This is a genomic window from Pseudomonas sp. PDNC002 (genome assembly GCF_016919445.1).
Classification (GTDB): Bacteria; Pseudomonadota; Gammaproteobacteria; order Pseudomonadales; family Pseudomonadaceae; genus Pseudomonas.
Genome location: NZ_CP070356.1, coordinates 2,191,745 through 2,207,605, shown reverse-complemented (window position 1 = coordinate 2,207,605; position 15,861 = coordinate 2,191,745). Strand labels below are relative to the sequence as shown.

The 15,861-nt window shown below is 62.8% G+C and carries 14 protein-coding genes and 3 tRNA genes; 5 read left to right on the top strand and 12 right to left on the bottom strand.

Features of this window, described 5'->3' with window-relative positions:
• Positions 1-58 precede the first annotated feature (58 nt).
• From JVX91_RS10275 to JVX91_RS10265, 3 genes are all read right to left on the bottom strand, one after another.
• On the bottom strand, positions 59-274 hold the full coding sequence (locus JVX91_RS10275; protein ID WP_205339125.1) for a hypothetical protein: 216 nt from the start codon (positions 272-274) through the stop codon (positions 59-61).
• A 107-nt stretch (positions 275-381) separates the two neighbouring features.
• Positions 382-1,071: an energy-coupling factor ABC transporter permease gene (locus JVX91_RS10270; protein WP_205339124.1), complete on the bottom strand. Its 690-nt coding sequence runs from the start codon at positions 1,069-1,071 to the stop codon at positions 382-384.
• Positions 1,068-1,502, bottom strand: a complete 435-nt coding sequence (locus tag JVX91_RS10265) for an FAD/FMN-containing dehydrogenase (protein ID WP_205339977.1) — start codon at positions 1,500-1,502, stop codon at positions 1,068-1,070. The genes JVX91_RS10270 and JVX91_RS10265 overlap by 4 nt, the downstream gene beginning before the upstream one ends.
• A gap of 120 nt (positions 1,503-1,622) precedes the next feature.
• Here JVX91_RS10265 and JVX91_RS10260 point away from each other — a divergent pair, with 120 nt between their 5' ends.
• The 3 genes from JVX91_RS10260 (at position 1,623) to JVX91_RS10250 (ending at position 3,869) form a co-directional block, all read left to right on the top strand.
• The gene (locus JVX91_RS10260; RefSeq protein WP_205339123.1) at positions 1,623-2,252 is read left to right on the top strand and encodes a DUF1780 domain-containing protein; all 630 of its coding nucleotides are present in this window, start codon (positions 1,623-1,625) and stop codon (positions 2,250-2,252) included.
• Between the two features lie 94 nt (positions 2,253-2,346).
• The gene (locus JVX91_RS10255; protein WP_037011479.1) at positions 2,347-2,517 is read left to right on the top strand and encodes a DUF3094 domain-containing protein; all 171 of its coding nucleotides are present in this window, start codon (positions 2,347-2,349) and stop codon (positions 2,515-2,517) included.
• A gap of 53 nt (positions 2,518-2,570) precedes the next feature.
• Positions 2,571-3,869, top strand: a complete 1,299-nt coding sequence (locus tag JVX91_RS10250) for an NAD(P)/FAD-dependent oxidoreductase (RefSeq protein WP_205339122.1) — start codon at positions 2,571-2,573, stop codon at positions 3,867-3,869.
• A gap of 273 nt (positions 3,870-4,142) precedes the next feature.
• Here the strand turns inward: JVX91_RS10250 and cyoE are convergent, their stop codons facing one another.
• The 8 genes from cyoE to JVX91_RS10210 form a co-directional block, all read right to left on the bottom strand.
• Complete coding sequence (gene cyoE, locus JVX91_RS10245; RefSeq protein WP_205339121.1) at positions 4,143-5,030, bottom strand: heme o synthase; 888 nt, start codon at positions 5,028-5,030, stop codon at positions 4,143-4,145.
• A gap of 11 nt (positions 5,031-5,041) precedes the next feature.
• Complete coding sequence (gene cyoD / locus JVX91_RS10240) at positions 5,042-5,407, bottom strand: cytochrome o ubiquinol oxidase subunit IV (RefSeq protein ID WP_205339120.1); 366 nt, start codon at positions 5,405-5,407, stop codon at positions 5,042-5,044.
• Positions 5,407-6,036, bottom strand: a complete 630-nt coding sequence (gene cyoC / locus JVX91_RS10235; protein ID WP_015475724.1) for a cytochrome o ubiquinol oxidase subunit III — start codon at positions 6,034-6,036, stop codon at positions 5,407-5,409. Before cyoC ends, cyoD begins: the two co-directional genes overlap by 1 nt.
• A gap of 4 nt (positions 6,037-6,040) precedes the next feature.
• Positions 6,041-8,023: a cytochrome o ubiquinol oxidase subunit I gene (cyoB, locus tag JVX91_RS10230; protein ID WP_205339119.1), complete on the bottom strand. Its 1,983-nt coding sequence runs from the start codon at positions 8,021-8,023 to the stop codon at positions 6,041-6,043.
• Between the two features lie 6 nt (positions 8,024-8,029).
• Positions 8,030-9,022 (bottom strand): ubiquinol oxidase subunit II, encoded by a 993-nt coding sequence (cyoA, locus tag JVX91_RS10225; RefSeq protein ID WP_205339118.1) that lies wholly within the window; start codon positions 9,020-9,022, stop codon positions 8,030-8,032.
• Positions 9,023-9,957: 935 nt separating this feature from the next.
• A tRNA-Lys gene (locus JVX91_RS10220) sits at positions 9,958-10,033 on the bottom strand.
• A gap of 6 nt (positions 10,034-10,039) precedes the next feature.
• A tRNA-Pro gene (locus JVX91_RS10215) sits at positions 10,040-10,116 on the bottom strand.
• A gap of 9 nt (positions 10,117-10,125) precedes the next feature.
• A tRNA-Asn gene (locus tag JVX91_RS10210) sits at positions 10,126-10,201 on the bottom strand.
• Between the two features lie 213 nt (positions 10,202-10,414).
• On the opposite strand from JVX91_RS10210, the gene JVX91_RS10205 reads away from it, so the two are divergent.
• Positions 10,415-12,703, top strand: a complete 2,289-nt coding sequence (locus JVX91_RS10205; RefSeq protein WP_205339117.1) for a DUF1631 domain-containing protein — start codon at positions 10,415-10,417, stop codon at positions 12,701-12,703.
• Positions 12,704-12,713: 10 nt separating this feature from the next.
• On the top strand, positions 12,714-13,067 hold the full coding sequence (locus tag JVX91_RS10200) for a PilZ domain-containing protein (RefSeq protein ID WP_205339116.1): 354 nt from the start codon (positions 12,714-12,716) through the stop codon (positions 13,065-13,067).
• Between the two features lie 60 nt (positions 13,068-13,127).
• Here JVX91_RS10200 and clpB read toward each other — a convergent pair whose 3' ends face one another.
• Entirely contained in the window at positions 13,128-15,692 is a 2,565-nt protein-coding gene (gene clpB / locus JVX91_RS10195) for an ATP-dependent chaperone ClpB (protein WP_205339115.1), read from the bottom strand.
• Between the last annotated feature and the right edge of the window lie 169 nt (positions 15,693-15,861).

Genomic DNA, 15,861 nt, shown 5'->3' with positions numbered 1-15,861 from the left:
CCCGAAAGGCGGCTTTTTTGTGTGCCGCCCTTTGCTCCTGCGGATGCGGGAATTTCAATCAGGGACGCATGAAGGTGTAGTCCCGCTCCTCGTCGAGGTTGTCGGCCAGGAATCGCAGTTCGTGGCCCAGGTCTTCCTGCGTACGCACCTGGGCATTGGCCTGCACCACCGCGCTGAGCATGGCCCGCAACATCAGTTGCGGGTCCTGCCCTGCCGCTTCCGCCTCGATCAGCAGCTCCTGGAGGCGCTGCTCGGCCCAGCTGTGAATGCTCATCGGAAATCTCCTAGCGAATGGGGGACCAAGCTTCCCCGATCACAAGACGCGTCCGAACTGACGTGGATCAAACGACGGGGACGATGCGGGGCGTCGATGACGGCGCATCAGCGCGGTTCATCGTCATCCTTCCAGGGCGCTTGCAGATAGCGCGTCCGGTTGAAGGTCTCCAGCCAGTCCGGGTAGAAGACCACCAGGCCGGTGACGATGGTGCCGTTGATGAAAGCCTCGGGAAACATGATCAGCCACAGGTAGCCGATGAAATCCTCGATCCACGGCGGCATGGGGAACAGGCCGTCCATCCACAGCAGGCCCAACCCAAGCATCAGGCTGCAAACCGCCGCCAGCGCCGCCGGGAAGAATCCCGAGCAGAAGATATAAACGAACAGGTTGCGCGGCTGCCGGCGCTCGACAAGGATCGCCGCCACCTCGGTGATCAGCACCGGAATCAGGATCAGCAGGATGCCGTTGATGCCGATGGCCGCCCAGTCCTGGCGGCCAATCGCGCACAGGCCCAGCTGCGCCACCAGTCCGACGATGATCGCCAACGGCCAGTCCAGCAGCAGGGTCACGGCGGTCATGCCGATGAAGTGGAAGGACACTCCGGACGCGAAGTCCCTCCGCACCAGCCAGAGCAGGAACAGCCCGAGCATGGTGCCGAACACCAGGTGCTGGCGGCGAAAGTCGCTGACCAGCTCCAACCAGGGCGCGCGCCAGATGGCCCAGGCGACGATGGGCAGGTAGATCGCCCAGCCGATCTCGAGGGTTTCCTCGGACAGCAACTGCGCAGCGATCACGGCGCGCCCCGCTCCAGCGCCTGGCGCAGGGCATCGGCCGAGTCATAGCTGCGCGTGGCAACGACCTTGCCTTGCTCCAGCTGCAGCCAGGTCACCGCATCGACCGTGGCCGGGAAGCGATTGGCCACGCGCGGCTCGCGGTCGAGCAACACGCGATAGGCATAGTCGCGCATGGCCGGTACGGCGAACAGCTTCGAGATGGGCGCCGGCATGCGGCTGATATCGGCGACGAAAGCGGCATGCCGCGCATCGAGATAGCCTTCCGGGCGATCCGCCAGCGCCGCTTTCACCAGTTTCGAGCCTGCCATATCGTGGGCGATGAGCAGCACCTTCAAGTCGGAGGTCGCGGTGTAGGGTTTGTCGAACTGGTCCAGCAGCGTCCAGCCGATGGCCGGAGACTCCTGTGCCACGGCCGCACTCGCCAGCACCATCAACAGCAACCCGCCCAACAGTCGTCTCACGCTTCCCCCTTGCCCGACGCGCCAATGATTGGCAACAGTCTACACCGCCATTCACGCCCGCCCGCTCCTGCCAGCAACTATGCTTGAGGCATGAACGAGTCCGACTATCTGCGCCTGCTGACGCGCCAGGCGGAGCAAGCCAACGACTTCCTTTCCAATGCCCGCAAGTGGGAACGGGAGTGCTGGGCCTGCCAGCGCCTGCTGCAGGCACTCAAGGTGCCTTATCGCCAGGAAGACTTCGTGGCGCCGACGCAACAGCCGCCGGATGTGCTGTTCCGCGATGCGAGCTTCGAGGTGTTCTTCGTGCTCGATCAGGGCCGGCGGCTCAATGAGGAATGGAAGGAAGAGCTGCTGCGCCGGCGCATGGCGCAGAGCATCAACCAGTTGATCCGCCGCGAGCAGCGGCCCCGGCGGATTCCCTGCGCGGAACTGCAGGCGCGCCTGGCGCCAACGCTGCGCAAGAAGGCACATAACTACACCGAGCGCGGCATCGACCCGCGCGAACTGGACCTGCTCGCCTTCGTCAGCCTCAAGCGCGAGACGCCGGACTTCAACACCCCTTTTCCACCGCCGACCGAGTACCTGCGCCAGGGTTGGCGCTCACTCTCGCTGGTGGGGCCGACCTTCGCCCGCGTGCTCTTCGCCCATAGTGATGCGCCGGATTTCCTGCGCGGCAGCCTGGGGCGCAGCATCCTGTTCGACATGGGGGTCGGCCTGTAAATATGCGCCGCTGCAACGCTGCATTGATCGGCAGCGCATTGAGGGGGCGTCCAAGCCCTACTAGAATGCTCGACATTATAAACGGAGGCCGCCCATGCCCAGCCGCTTGAGCCCCGAAGACCAGCAGAAGGTCGATCACTACCTCAGCTCCCCCGTACACCAGGTCGAACGCGCGCCGTTCAAGCCCTGGCTGATGATGGGGGGCTTGCTCGCGGTGGTCATTGCCCTGGGTTTGCTGAGCCGCCTCCTGGCCTACCTTGCGTGAGCGCCGTGCCGCCACGGGCCAATACAGGATTCCTTAAGCTATGAGAATGCACCATGTCCCATCGTATCGTGATCGTCGGCGGCGGCGCCGGCGGGCTGGAGCTCGCGACCCGTCTCGGCCGCACCCTGGGTAAAAAAGGCAAGGCGCGCATTACGCTCGTCGATGCCAACCTCACCCACATCTGGAAACCCCTTCTGCACGAAGTCGCCGCCGGCTCGCTCAACTCCTCGGAGGATGAGCTGAACTACGTCGCCCAGGCGAAATGGAACCACTTCGAATTCCAGCTCGGCCGCCTCGATGGCCTGGACCGCGCGAGCAAGCGCATCCAGCTCGCCGCCACGCTCGATGAGCAGGGCGAGGAACTGGTGCCCGCACGCGGCCTGGAGTACGACACGCTGGTCCTGTCCATCGGCAGCACCACCAATGACTTCGGCACCGCAGGCGCCGCGGACCACTGCATCTTCCTCGACACCCGCGAGCAGGCTGAGCGCTTCCACAAGCAGCTGCTCACTCATTACCTGCGCGCCCATGCTGGGCAGGACAAGGACGACCAGATCAGCGTCGCCATCGTTGGCGCAGGCGCCACGGGCGTCGAGCTATCGGCCGAGCTGCACCACGCCGCGCAGGAACTGGCGGCCTACGGGCTGACCGGCATCCAGCCGCAGAACATGCGCATCACCCTGATCGAGGCCGGCCCGCGTGTGCTGCCGGCACTGCCCGAGCGCATCAGCCAGCCGGTACACCAGACGCTGGAGAAGCTCGGCGTGCGCGTGGCCACCGGTTCGGCGGTGCAGGAAGTAACAGCCGATGGCCTGCGCACTTCTGCCGGCGAATTCATTCCGGCGAGCCTGAAAGTGTGGGCAGCGGGTATCCGCGCGCCGAGCCTGCTCAAGGAGATCGACGGCCTGGAGACCAATCGCATCAACCAGTTGGTGGTGCGTTCCACACTGCAAACCACCCGTGACGACGACATCTTCGCCTTCGGTGACTGCGCTGCCTGCCCCATGGGCGATGGCAGCGAACGCACTGTGCCGCCGCGCGCCCAGGCCGCTCACCAGCAGGCCTCATTGCTGGCCAAGGCACTGGTCGCGAAGTTGGATGGCAAGCCGCTGCCGGAGTACCGCTACACCGATTACGGCTCGCTGATCTCGCTGTCGCGCTTCAGCGCGGTGGGCAACCTGATGGGTAACCTGATGGGCAGCGTGAAGCTGGAAGGCTGGCTGGCGCGGATGTTCTATGTGTCTCTGTACCGCATGCACCAGATGGCGCTGTACGGGCCGTTCCGCACGGCGTTGTTGATGATTGCGGATCGGATCGGGCGCAGTACGGAGCCTAGGTTGAAATTGCATTGACCGGATAGCGATCGCGGACGGAGTCCGCTCCTACGCGCGAGGCGAACACGGTGTCTCACCTGTAGGAGCGGATCCTATCCGCGAAATCCATCACCGATTTGCCCGTTCCACCTGGGAATACCGATGGCCGTTTATACGGCCTTCGCGGACAAGGTCCGCTCCTACAGGAGCATCGGTGCCACCCTGTAGGAGCGAGCACATCGTCCGTATCGGAATGACGCGCACAAAAAAAGCCGCCCCGAGGGGCGGCTTTTTCGTTGCAGCCGAGCAGCCTTACAGCGCCGCCAGCATCGACTGGGCCGGGATGGCCTGGAAGTCGATGGACATCATCAGGCTCAGCACGCTGATCGCGATGATGGAGAAGGCGAACAACTGGCGGGCCCAGCGGCGATCGTCTTCGGCACTGAAGCCTTTCACCGCGATGAACAGCCACCAGGCGCTGACAGCCAGCGCCACCACCAGGTAACCGTAGCCGGCGAAGCCGGTGACGGTCAGCAGCAGGGTCGCCAGGCCGAAGGCCAGCACGTAGTAGAGGATCTGCTTCTTGGTCGCTTCGATGCCCCGCTCCACCGGCAGTACGGGAATCCCGGCGGCGCGGTAGTCGTTGAGACGGAAGATCGCGATGGCGTAGCTGTGCGGCATCTGCCACAGGCAGAAGATCAGCAGCAGCACCGCCGCGCCCATGTCGAAGTGACCGCTGGCGGCGCAGTAGCCCACCACTGGCGGCATGGCTCCGGAGAGACTGCCGACCAGTGTGCCGTAGACCGAGGCGCGCTTGAGCCAGAGGCTGTAGAGCACGACGTAGACGAAGAAGCCGAACGCCGCGAGCAGGGTTGCCTGCACGTTGGTCTTCCACGCCAGCAGGCCGAAGCCCGCCACACCGAGCACCACGCCGTGGGCCAGGGCGGCCTTCAGCGAGATCTGCCCGGTCACGGTGACACGGCTGCGGGTACGCTCCATGAAGCGATCGATGTCGCGGTCGATGCAGTTGTTGAACACACAACCACTGGCAACCACCAGCGACAGGCCGATCACGGTGGCCAGCAGCAGCATCGGGTCAACGCTGCCGCGAGCGGCGAGGAAATATCCCCCAGCCACCGCGATCAGGTTTCCGAAGATGATGCCCGGCTTGGCGACCAGGAGATAACGCTTGAGTTTCACGGCATCGGCCCTCAGGGCATCGGCATCATCAGGGTGTCTGCGGTGTAGATGATCCACAGCGACAGACCGACCACCAGCAGGATGATGATGGCGGTGAAGATGAATGCCATGACGTTCCAGCGACCTTCGGAGCTGAAGTTCATGTGCAGGAAGCAGATCAGGTGCACGACGACCTGAACCAGGCCCAGGATCACCATGGTCAGCAGGGTGGCGTGACGCGAGAAGCCACCGTCGATGACCATGTAGAACGGGATCGCGGTCAGGATCACCGAGAGCACGAAGCCGATGGCGTACGAACCCAGGCTGCCGTGGCCGGCACCGTGGGAGTCGTGGCCGTGGGCGCCGTGGGAGTCGTGATGATGTGCAGCAGCGGTCATTACAGAGCCCCCATCAGGTAGACGACGGTGAAGACGCAGATCCAGACGATGTCCAGGAAGTGCCAGAACAGGCTCAGGCACATCATGCGGGTGTTGTTCTGCGCGGTCAGGCCACGGGTGCCGATCTGCGCCATCAGCACCAGCATCCACAGCAGGCCTGCGGATACGTGCAGGCCGTGCATGCCGACCAGGGTGAAGAAGGACGACAGGAAGGCGCTGCGGCTCGGGCCGAAGCCTTCGACGATCAGGTGATGGAACTCGTTGAGTTCCATGCCGATGAACGCGGCGCCGCACAGGAAGGTCACGCCCAGCCAGGCGATGGCCTTGCCCTTGGCACCCTTGTGCGCGGCCAGCATGGCCAGGCCGTAGGTGCAGGAGGAGATCAGCAGGATCGCGGTTTCGACGGCCACGTAGGGCAGTTCGAAGATGTCCTTGCCGCTCGGGCCGCCGGCCGTGTGGTTGACCAGCACGGCGTAGGTGGCGAAGACGCTCGCGAACAGGATGCAGTCGGTCATCAGGTACAGCCAGAAGCCGAATACCGTCATGCCGCCGCTGTCGTGGGCGTGGTCATGGTCGTGCGCCGCTTCGTGCGTATCGACCAGGTGTTGATTCAGTACTGCCGTCGACATGGTTTTATACCTGCTGCGCGGTGGCGAGTTTCTGGAAGTTGGCGTTCTCGATGCGCTCGATCTCATCCGGCTGGACGTAGTAGTCCACGTCGGTGATGTAGCTGCGCACGATGACCGAAGCGATCATGCCGACGAAGCCAACACCCACCAGCCACCAGATGTGCCAGATGGCGGCGAAGCCGAAGAGGAAGGCGAACACGGCGATGGAGAAGCCAGCGGCGGTGTTCTTCGGCATGTGGATCGGCGCGTAGGCCGGCAGCTTGCGGTACGCGGTACCGGTCTGCTTCATGTCGTGGAACGCGTCGATGTCGTTGACCTTCGGCAGTTCGGCGAAGTTGTAGTACGGCGGCGGCGAGGAAGTGGACCATTCCAGGGTACGGCCGCCCCACGGGTCGCCAGTCAGGTCGGCCAGCTTCTCGCGGTTCTTGATCGACACGAACAGCTGGATCAGCTGGCAGGCGATACCGAAGAAGATCAGCACGGCGCCGCAGAAAGCCACCACCATGTACGGCTGCCACATCGGGTTTTCATAGTGGTTCAGGCGACGGGTCATGCCCATGAAGCCGAGGATGTACAGCGGCATGAAGGCCATGTAGAAGCCGACCAGCCAGCACCAGAAGGAACGCTTGCCCCACTTCTCGTCCAGCTTGAAGCCGAAGGCTTTCGGGAACCAGAAGACGAAGCCGGCCAGGTAGCCGAACACCGCACCACCGATGATGGTGTTGTGGAAGTGGGCGATCAGGAACAGGCTGTTGTGCAGCAGGTAGTCAGCGCCCGGGATGGCCAGCAGAACGCCGGTCATGCCACCGATGGTGAAGGTGACGATGAAGCCCAGGGTCCACAGGATCGGGGTGTCGAAGCGCAGGCGGCCACGGTAGATGGTGAACAGCCAGTTGAACAGCTTCACCCCGGTCGGGATGGAGATCAGCATGGTCGCAACGCCGAAGAAGCCGTTGACGTCGCCGCCCGAACCCATGGTGAAGAAGTGGTGCAGCCACACGGTGAAGCCGAGGAAGGTGATCGCGGCGCTCGCCCACACCATCGAGGTGTAGCCGAACATCTTCTTGCCAGCGAAGGTCGCGGTAACTTCGGAGAAGATACCGAACGCCGGCAGGATCAGGATGTACACCTCAGGATGGCCCCAGGCCCAGAAGAGGTTGATGTACATCATGGCGTTGCCGCCCAGCTCGTTGGTGAAGAAGTGCATGTCGAAGTAGCGGTCCAGCGACAGCAGGCCCAGGGCCGCGGTCAGGATCGGGAACGACGCAACGATCAGGATGTTGGCGAAGGTGCAGGTCCAGGTGAAGATCGGCATCTGCATCAGCTTCATGCCGGGGGTGCGCATCTTGAACACGGTTACCAGGAAGTTGATACCCGTGAGCAAGGTACCCATACCCGATATCTGTAGCGCCCAGATGTAGTAGTCCACACCCACGCCCGGGCTGTAGGCCAGCTCGGACAGCGGCGGGTAGGCGACCCAGCCGGTACGGGCGAATTCACCCAGGCCCAGCGAGACGTTCACCAGCATGGCGCTGACGACCAGCAGCCAGAAGCTCAGCGAGTTCAGGAAGGGGAACGCCACGTCGCGCGCGCCGATCTGCAGCGGCACGGCCAGGTTCATCAGGCCGGTCATGAAGGGCATGGCCATGAAGATGATCATGATCACGCCGTGAGCGGTGAAAATCTGGTCGTAATGTTCCGGCGGCAGGTAGCCGTGGTTGGCGCCTTCAGCCAGCGCGAGCTGGCCGCGCATCATGATGGCGTCGGCGAAGCCGCGCAGCAGCATGACCAGAGCGACGATGATGTACATCACGCCGATTTTCTTGTGGTCGATGGACGTCAGCCATTCGGTCCACAGGTAGGTCCACTTGCGGTAGTAGGTGATCGCGCCGAACACACCGAGGCCCAGCAGGGCGACGATAGCCAGCGTGATGACGATGATCGGCTCGTGATACGGCACGGCCGACAGTGTCAGTTTCCCGAACATCTGCGGTTACTCCTGGCTCGGATTCATTTGCATGCCAGGCATGCCTTGCATGTTGCTCATGTCGTGGCCCGCCATGGCGGCCTCTTCATGCGCTTCGCCGTGCTCGCCCTTCTCGGCCTGCTCTTTGGCTTCGTGGGCCTTGGCCATCGCGTGGCCTGCGTGTTCCCACTTGTTCAGCACTTGGGAGAACAGCTCGGGGCTGACGGTTGCGAAGTAGGTCGCCGGAACGTTCTCGGTCGGTTTCACCAGCTCCGGGTACTGATCCAGGTTCAGGGTTTGCTGCGAGGCCTTGACCTTCGCGACCCAGTCCTGGAAGCCCTGCTCGGAGGTGGAGATGGCCTTGAACTTCATGCCCGAGAAACCGCCGCCGCTGTAGTTCGCGGAGATGCCGTCGAACACGCCCTCTTCGTTGGCGATCAGGTGCAGCTTGGTGAGCATCCCGGCCATGGAATAGATCTGGCTGCCCAGCTGCGGGATGAAGAACGAGTTCATCACCGAATCCGAGGTGATCTGGAAGTTCACCGGGGTGTCTTTCGGGAAGGCGATTTCGTTGACGGTGGCGATACCCTGTTCCGGGTAGATGAACAGCCACTTCCAGTCCAGCGAGATGGCCTGGATGGTCACCGGCTTGACCTCGGAGTCCAGCGGACGATACGGGTCCAGCTTGTGGGTGCTCTCCCAGGTGATCCAGCCGAGCACGGCAATGATCAGGCAGGGAACCAGCCATACCACCAGCTCGATCTTGGTCGAGTGGGACCAGTCCGGCATGTAGGTGGCCTTGGTGTTCGAAGCCCGGTATTTCCAGGCGAACGCGAAGGTCATCAGGATGACCGGTACCACCACGATCAGCATCAGCAGGGTTGCCGTGATGATCAGGGACTTCTCGTCAGCGCCGACCTGCCCCTTCGGGTCGAACAGCGCCATGTTGCAACCACCGAGCATCAGCATCGGCAGCCACGCAAGTCTCTTCAAAATTCCTGTGTACTGCTCTTTTTTCATCTTGCGGCCTTAGTGGATGAAAATCGCTTCACCGCCCACGAGTCTTCGCCATGCACTGCTCGACGACTCGTTACCCGCGACTTTTCCAAGCCGCCTGCCAGGGCTGTCATGGATTCACGAACGCGGCCGCACGGATTCCAGGCAAAGGGAGGTCGCCCGGTCTTCGCGATGCGAAACCGATTTCGTCAGCTGATTCGTTCCGTGTTATTCAGCGTGTGGTGTCTGGACTGGCGGCTCGTTGGAGCACGCGCGTCGCACACCTTTTGCACGAGGGGATTGCCCGCCTCGTCGTATGACAGGAGCCCACCGATGGCAGCCCCCTGTTGTTATGCCGCTGCACCGAAGGGTGAACACTGACAATGACTTGCGTCAGTGCGACTCAGCGATTTGGGGGTAGGAAATGGACGGCGGGTATTACAAAGCATTTCAGAAACCCCTTTCAAGGCCCCGACCTTTCATTTTTAACAAGATATTTTCTCACCCTACGAAACAGTCGCGCGGAAGGCCGCTCAGAAAACGACCAATTCACCCAGGCAACGTAAGGTATTGCTTCTCTGCCAAGCGCTTGCTCGCCCTGCCATGAATCTGTGTCAAATCCATGAATCACGCGGGTTTCAAGGAGGCCAAGGGGAAATGGCCAGGTGCCATTAACGTGTTGGCAAAGACCCTGCCATGACGGCGATCAAGAGCCCTTGGGAAAGCCGGCAAAACGCAGCGCGCACCCTGCGACACATCGACGCAGCGTAATTTTTGCAAGAAGCAAAGTGGTTCAAATTGTGACGGTCGTTCCGATTTCACGAGGCAATTTCAGAGTTCGTGGGCCCCACGAATTCGTGCTGAAGGCTAGCGCCTCGACGGAAGATTGTTGCGGAAAAAGAAAAAACCCGCAGTCTCGATGAGACTGCGGGTTTTTCTTGGCCCTTGCGAGCCTGATATGGTGGGTCGTGTAGGATTCGAACCTACGACCAATTGGTTAAAAGCCAACTGCTCTACCGACTGAGCTAACGACCCAAAATTTGGTCGGGGTAGGGGGATTCGAACTCCCGACATCTTGCTCCCAAAGCAAGCGCGCTACCGGACTGCGCTATACCCCGTTTGAAAGTTGGCTCCGCGACCTGGACTCGAACCAGGGACCCAATGATTAACAGTCATTTGCTCTACCGACTGAGCTATCGCGGAACGACGAGCCTTCCAATCTCTTCTACGCTTCCGGTTACACCGGTTTCCCGTATCAGAGGCGCGCCATTTTACGCATAACGAAATGCCTGTCAACACTCTGATCCAAAAAGTTTTTCTTCTCTTTGCAGGTAGCTGGGCGCATTGCTATATCTGCATGAAAAATCACATGTGATCACCGCGGGTGTAGACGGACCGATCACGCACAGGATGGCCATGAGCACCAAGGACACCCCACCGCCTTCGCCGATCGCCAGCCGCATGATTCAGCCGCGCTTCGGCGAACTGGTCCAGGCCTGCCGCCAACTGGCGATGAATCAACTCGCCGAACTCCTGGGCAATGTCTTCGCCCAGGTCGACGACACGCTCTTCGAATGCGCCGAGAAAGCCGAGAACAACCAGGTCCAGGCGCTGTTCTTCGACAGCATGCGGGAGATCCGCCGCGAGCGCCCCAATCTCGAACGCTTCTACCATCAGCGCATCGCCCAGGGCCTGAGCGACTTCCTGGAAGGCAAGCTGCCGCTGGCCGAGCCGCTGGAAGAGCTGGACGTGGATCAGCTCACCCTCGTTGGCAACGACGAATATGAGGAGACGCTGCTGGTCACCAACATGGTGAACCAGGTCCGCGCCCACTGCGCCCAGGCGCTGTTCGCCCTCGACCAGCGCCTGGCCCTGCTCAACAACGGCAGCAAGCTGGGCGAAGAGCGCAACCCCTTCGGTCCGCTCGCCATTGCCCAGGCCTTCCGCGACACCCTGGCACGCAGCGCCTCCCCCCTGCGGATCAAGACCATCCTTTATGTACTGTTCGACCAGCAGGTGATGCAGCACCTTCAGCCTCTATATGAACAGCTGAACCAGCGCCTGGTCGATGGCGGCATCCTGCCTAACCTGAAGTACCGTCCGCACGGCAACCGTCCGGCGCCGACGCGGCAGACGACCCAGGACAAAAGCAGCGCCACGCCCCCGGCGCCACCGCCGCTGCAGCCGCACTACACCGCCAGCGAACTACCGGACACTCCGCCAACCGACCGCAATGCGCTGTTCGGCGGACTGGCTGTGCTGCTCGCCGAACACCGCCGGCGGGGAGACAAGGCGACGCTGTTCGGCAACAGCCACAGCATCGTCAGCTTCGGCCCCTCCTCCGCGACCACCACCTACAGCGCCAATGAGCTGCTGGAAGCGCTGAACCGCCTGCAGCGCGAGTCGGCCCGCGAGCTCGCGCAGCGCCTGCGCCAGCCGCAGCCGGTGGATGCACTGAAGGCCGACCTGCATCGCCACCTGGAAGCAAGCACCGCGCAGCCGGGCAATACACGCCTGACCGAACAGGAAGCGGACGTCATCGACCTGGTCGGGATGGTCTTCGACTTCATCCTGGACGACGAAAACCTGCCGGATAGCTGCAAGACCACCCTCTCCCACCTGCACACGCCGTTCCTCAAGGTGGCCCTGCTGGACAAGCAACTGTTCACCCAGCACCACCACCCGGCACGCAAGCTGCTCAATGCCATGGCCCAGGCCGGTGTCCTGTATGGCGGCGAAGGCGAGGAACGAAGTCTGCTGGCGAAGATGCACTGGATCGTTGAGCGCGTGATCCAGGACTTCACCGGCGACTTCAGCCTCTTCGACACACTGCTCGGTGAGTTCAACGAATACGTCGGCAACCTCCGGCAGAAAGTAGAGCTCCGCGAGCGCCGCGCCATGGAGGCCGCCCGCGGCCGCGATCGCCTGCTGGCCGCGCGCGAGCAGGCGCTGGATGCCATCAGCCGCGTCACCCACGACCGCGAACTACCGGAGCTGGTGCGCAACTTCCTCGAAATGAGTTGGTGCGACGCACTCACCTTCATCGTGCTGCGCAGTGGCGAGCACAGTGACGAATGGAAACGTGCCTGCGAAGTCGGCGAGCAACTGGCCTGGAGCGTGACGCCGCTGGATGACGCCGGGCGCGAGCGCCTGCAGAAATTGCGCGTGGCCCTGCTCGACGACATTCGCAAAGGCCTGGAGGTGCTTGGCGGCTACCACGAGGATGGCATCCGCCGGTTGCTGCAGGATCTGGTCGCCTGCCAGCACGCGATTCAGGCCAAGCAGCCGCAGATCGCCGCGCAGCTCAAGCAGCAACTCCCGGAAAGCCCGCTTGGTGCCATGCTGGGTGCCGAAGGCCATGTCCTGGCGAGCCCCAGTGGCGAGGCGCTTTCGGAGCGTGTCCGGCTATTGATGAAGGAACTGAGCCACCTGGAGTTCGGCACCTGGTTCGAGTTCAGCGACACCACGCCGGCGCGCCGGCTCAAGCTTTCCTGGTTCAGCCCGACCACACGCAACTACATGTTCGTCGACCACACCGGGCAACGGGTGGCGGTCAAACCCATAGTGCAGTTGGCCCAGGAAATGGAAGCGGGCAAGGTCCGCCTGGTACCGACGGAACAGTCCGCCCCGCTGATGGATCGCGCCCTGAATGCGATCTACCGGGTCCTGCAACGCTTTACCGGGCGCAGCCCGGCACAGATCTGAGGAGCAGTCGATGGGAGAACGTCGCCAGCACAACCGGCAGCAGACCGGGCTGACCGTGGAGGTCCTCGACCGCCACTCCGGGCGTAACCTGGGTCGGCTCGCCGACCTGTCCAGCGAGGGCTTCATGCTCTGCGGCGTGGACGTGCCGGAAGCCGACTCGGTATGGGACTGCCGGTTGGTACCCATGCCCCCGCTGGATGAAATCGCCGAGATCCATCTCGGTGCCGACTGCCTGTGGAGCCGCGGCGGCATCGATGGTCAACTGGGCTGGGCGGGATTCCATATCATTGACCTGGCGGAAGACCAGGCCGATGCGCTGGAGCGTCTCCTGAGCCTGCTCGGCGGCGCACGCGAGACAGACTGAAAGCCCAACGGCAGACATGAAAAAGCCCCGCAGAGCGGGGCTTTTTCATGGGCCTGCGGATCAGGAGAAGACGATTTCGCCGTTCTCCACCTTGGCATGGATCTTCGCCCCAGGGCTGAAGGTACCGGCGAGAATCAGCTGGGCCAGCGGGTTCTCGATCCAGCGCTGGATCGCGCGTTTGAGCGGGCGCGCGCCATACACCGGATCGAAACCAACGGCGATCAGCTTGTCCATCGCCTCGTCGCTCAGCTCCAGGCTCAGCTCGCGCTCGGCCAGACGCTTGCGCAGGCGGCCCATCTGGATCTGGGCGATGCCGGCGATCTGGTCACGGGCCAGCGGCTCGAACACCACCACTTCATCGATCCGGTTGATGAATTCCGGGCGGAAGTGGGAGTTCACCGCATCCATGACCGCTGCGCGCTGGGCCTCTCGGTCCCCCACCAACTCCTGGATCTGCGCCGAACCGAGGTTCGAGGTCATCACGATCACGGTATTGCGGAAGTCCACGGTACGGCCATGGCTGTCGGTCAGGCGACCGTCCTCCAGCACCTGCAGCAGGACGTTGAAGACATCCGGATGAGCCTTCTCCACCTCGTCCATCAGCACGACGGAATAAGGTTTGCGGCGAACGGCCTCGGTCAGGTAGCCGCCCTCTTCATAGCCGACGTAGCCTGGCGGTGCGCCGATCAGGCGAGCCACGGAGTGTTTCTCCATGAACTCGGACATGTCGATGCGCACCAGCGCTTCCTCGGTGTCGAACAGGAACTCGGCCAGTGCCTTGCACAGCTCGGTCTTGCCCACACCGGTCGGGCCGAGGAAGAGGAACGAGCCGCTGGGGCGGTTCGGGTCGGAAAGGCCTGCGCGAGACCGACGCACGGCGTTGGCGACGGCCACCACGGCCTCGTCCTGGCCGATGACGCGCTTGTGCAGGTCATCCTCCATGCGCAGCAACTTCTCGCGCTCACCTTCGAGCATCTTGGACACCGGGATGCCAGTCCACTTGGCGACGACTTCGGCGATTTCCTCGTCGGTCACCTTGTTACGCAGCAGTTGCTTCTCGGTCTGGCCGTGCTGGTCGACCATCTGCAGGCTGCGCTCCAGGTCCGGAATGGTCTGGTACTGGATGCGCGCCATGGTTTCCAGGTCGCCCTTGCGCCGAGCCGCTTCCATTTCCTGCTTGGCCTGTTCGATCTTCTGCTGGATCTGCGCGGAACCCTGGACCTCGGCTTTCTCCGACTTCCAGATTTCCTCGAGATCGGCGTACTCGCGTTCGAGCTTGGCGATGTCGTCTTCCAGCTTGGCGAGGCGCTTCTTGGTGGCCTCGTCGTCTTCTTTCTTCAGCGCCTCGCGCTCGATCTTCAGCTGGATCAGGCGACGATCCAGACGATCCAGCTCTTCAGGCTTGGAATCGATCTCCATGCGGATGCGGCTGGCGGCCTCGTCGATCAGGTCGATGGCCTTGTCCGGCAGCTGGCGGTCGGTGATGTAGCGATGGCTGAGCTTGGCCGCCGCGATGATCGCGCCGTCGGTGATTGTGACGCCGTGGTGCACCTCGTAGCGCTCTTTCAGGCCACGCAGGATGGCGATGGTGTCTTCCTCGCTCGGCTCGTCGACCAGGACTTTCTGGAAGCGACGCTCCAGGGCGGCGTCCTTCTCGATGTACTGGCGGTATTCGTCCAGGGTGGTGGCGCCCACGCAGTGCAGTTCGCCGCGGGCCAGAGCCGGCTTGAGCATGTTGCCGGCGTCCATGGCGCCCTCGGCCTTGCCGGCGCCGACCATGGTATGCAGTTCGTCGATGAACAGGATGATCCGGCCTTCCTGCTTGGACAGCTCGTTGAGCACGGCTTTCAGGCGCTCCTCGAACTCGCCGCGGAACTTGGCGCCAGCGATCAGAGAACCCATGTCCAACGCCAGCAGGCGTTTGTCCTTCAGGCCGTCCGGCACTTCGCCGTTGACGATGCGCTGGGCGAGGCCTTCGACGATGGCGGTCTTGCCGACGCCAGGTTCGCCGATCAGCACGGGGTTGTTCTTGGTGCGGCGCTGCAGGACCTGGATGGTCCGGCGGATTTCGTCGTCACGGCCGATTACCGGGTCGAGCTTGCCGTCTTCGGCGCGCTTGGTCATGTCGACGGTGTACTTGTCCAGCGCCTGGCGCGAATCCTCGGCGTTGGGATCGTTCACCGCCTCGCCGCCGCGCAGGTTGGCCACCGCGTTCTCCAGGGCTTTCTTGGAGACGCCCTGGCTGGTCAGCAGCTTGCCGAGCTTGGTGTTGTCGTCCATGGCCGCCAGCAGCACCAGCTCACTGGAGATGAACTGGTCGCCCTTCTGCTGGGCCAGGCGGTCGGCCTGGTTGAGCAGGCGCGCCAGGTCCTGCGACAGGTTCACGTCGCCGGTGGGGTTCTGGATCTTCGGCAGCGTATCCATCTCTTTATTAAGAGAGGAGCGCAGCGCGGGGATGTCGAAGCCGACCTGCATCAGCAGGGGCTTGATGGAGCCGCCCTGCTGCTCGATGAGCGCGGACAGCAGGTGCACCGGCTCGATGGCCGGGTGGTCATGTCCAACGGCCAGGGACTGGGCATCGGAGAGTGCAAGCTGGAGCTTGCTGGTCAAACGGTCGATTCGCATGTGGGTCGTCCTTCCTTTCTATAGCGGGCCGGGGAGATGGGTGCCCCTGGTCACGACAAAGCCCGCCGGGATGCCAGATAGATAAGGACGATTTTGGTCGGTTCAAGCCATTTGGCCATGACACCCGTCAGTTCGTGCTTTCGCCAGGACCGTAGGAGCGGACTTTGTC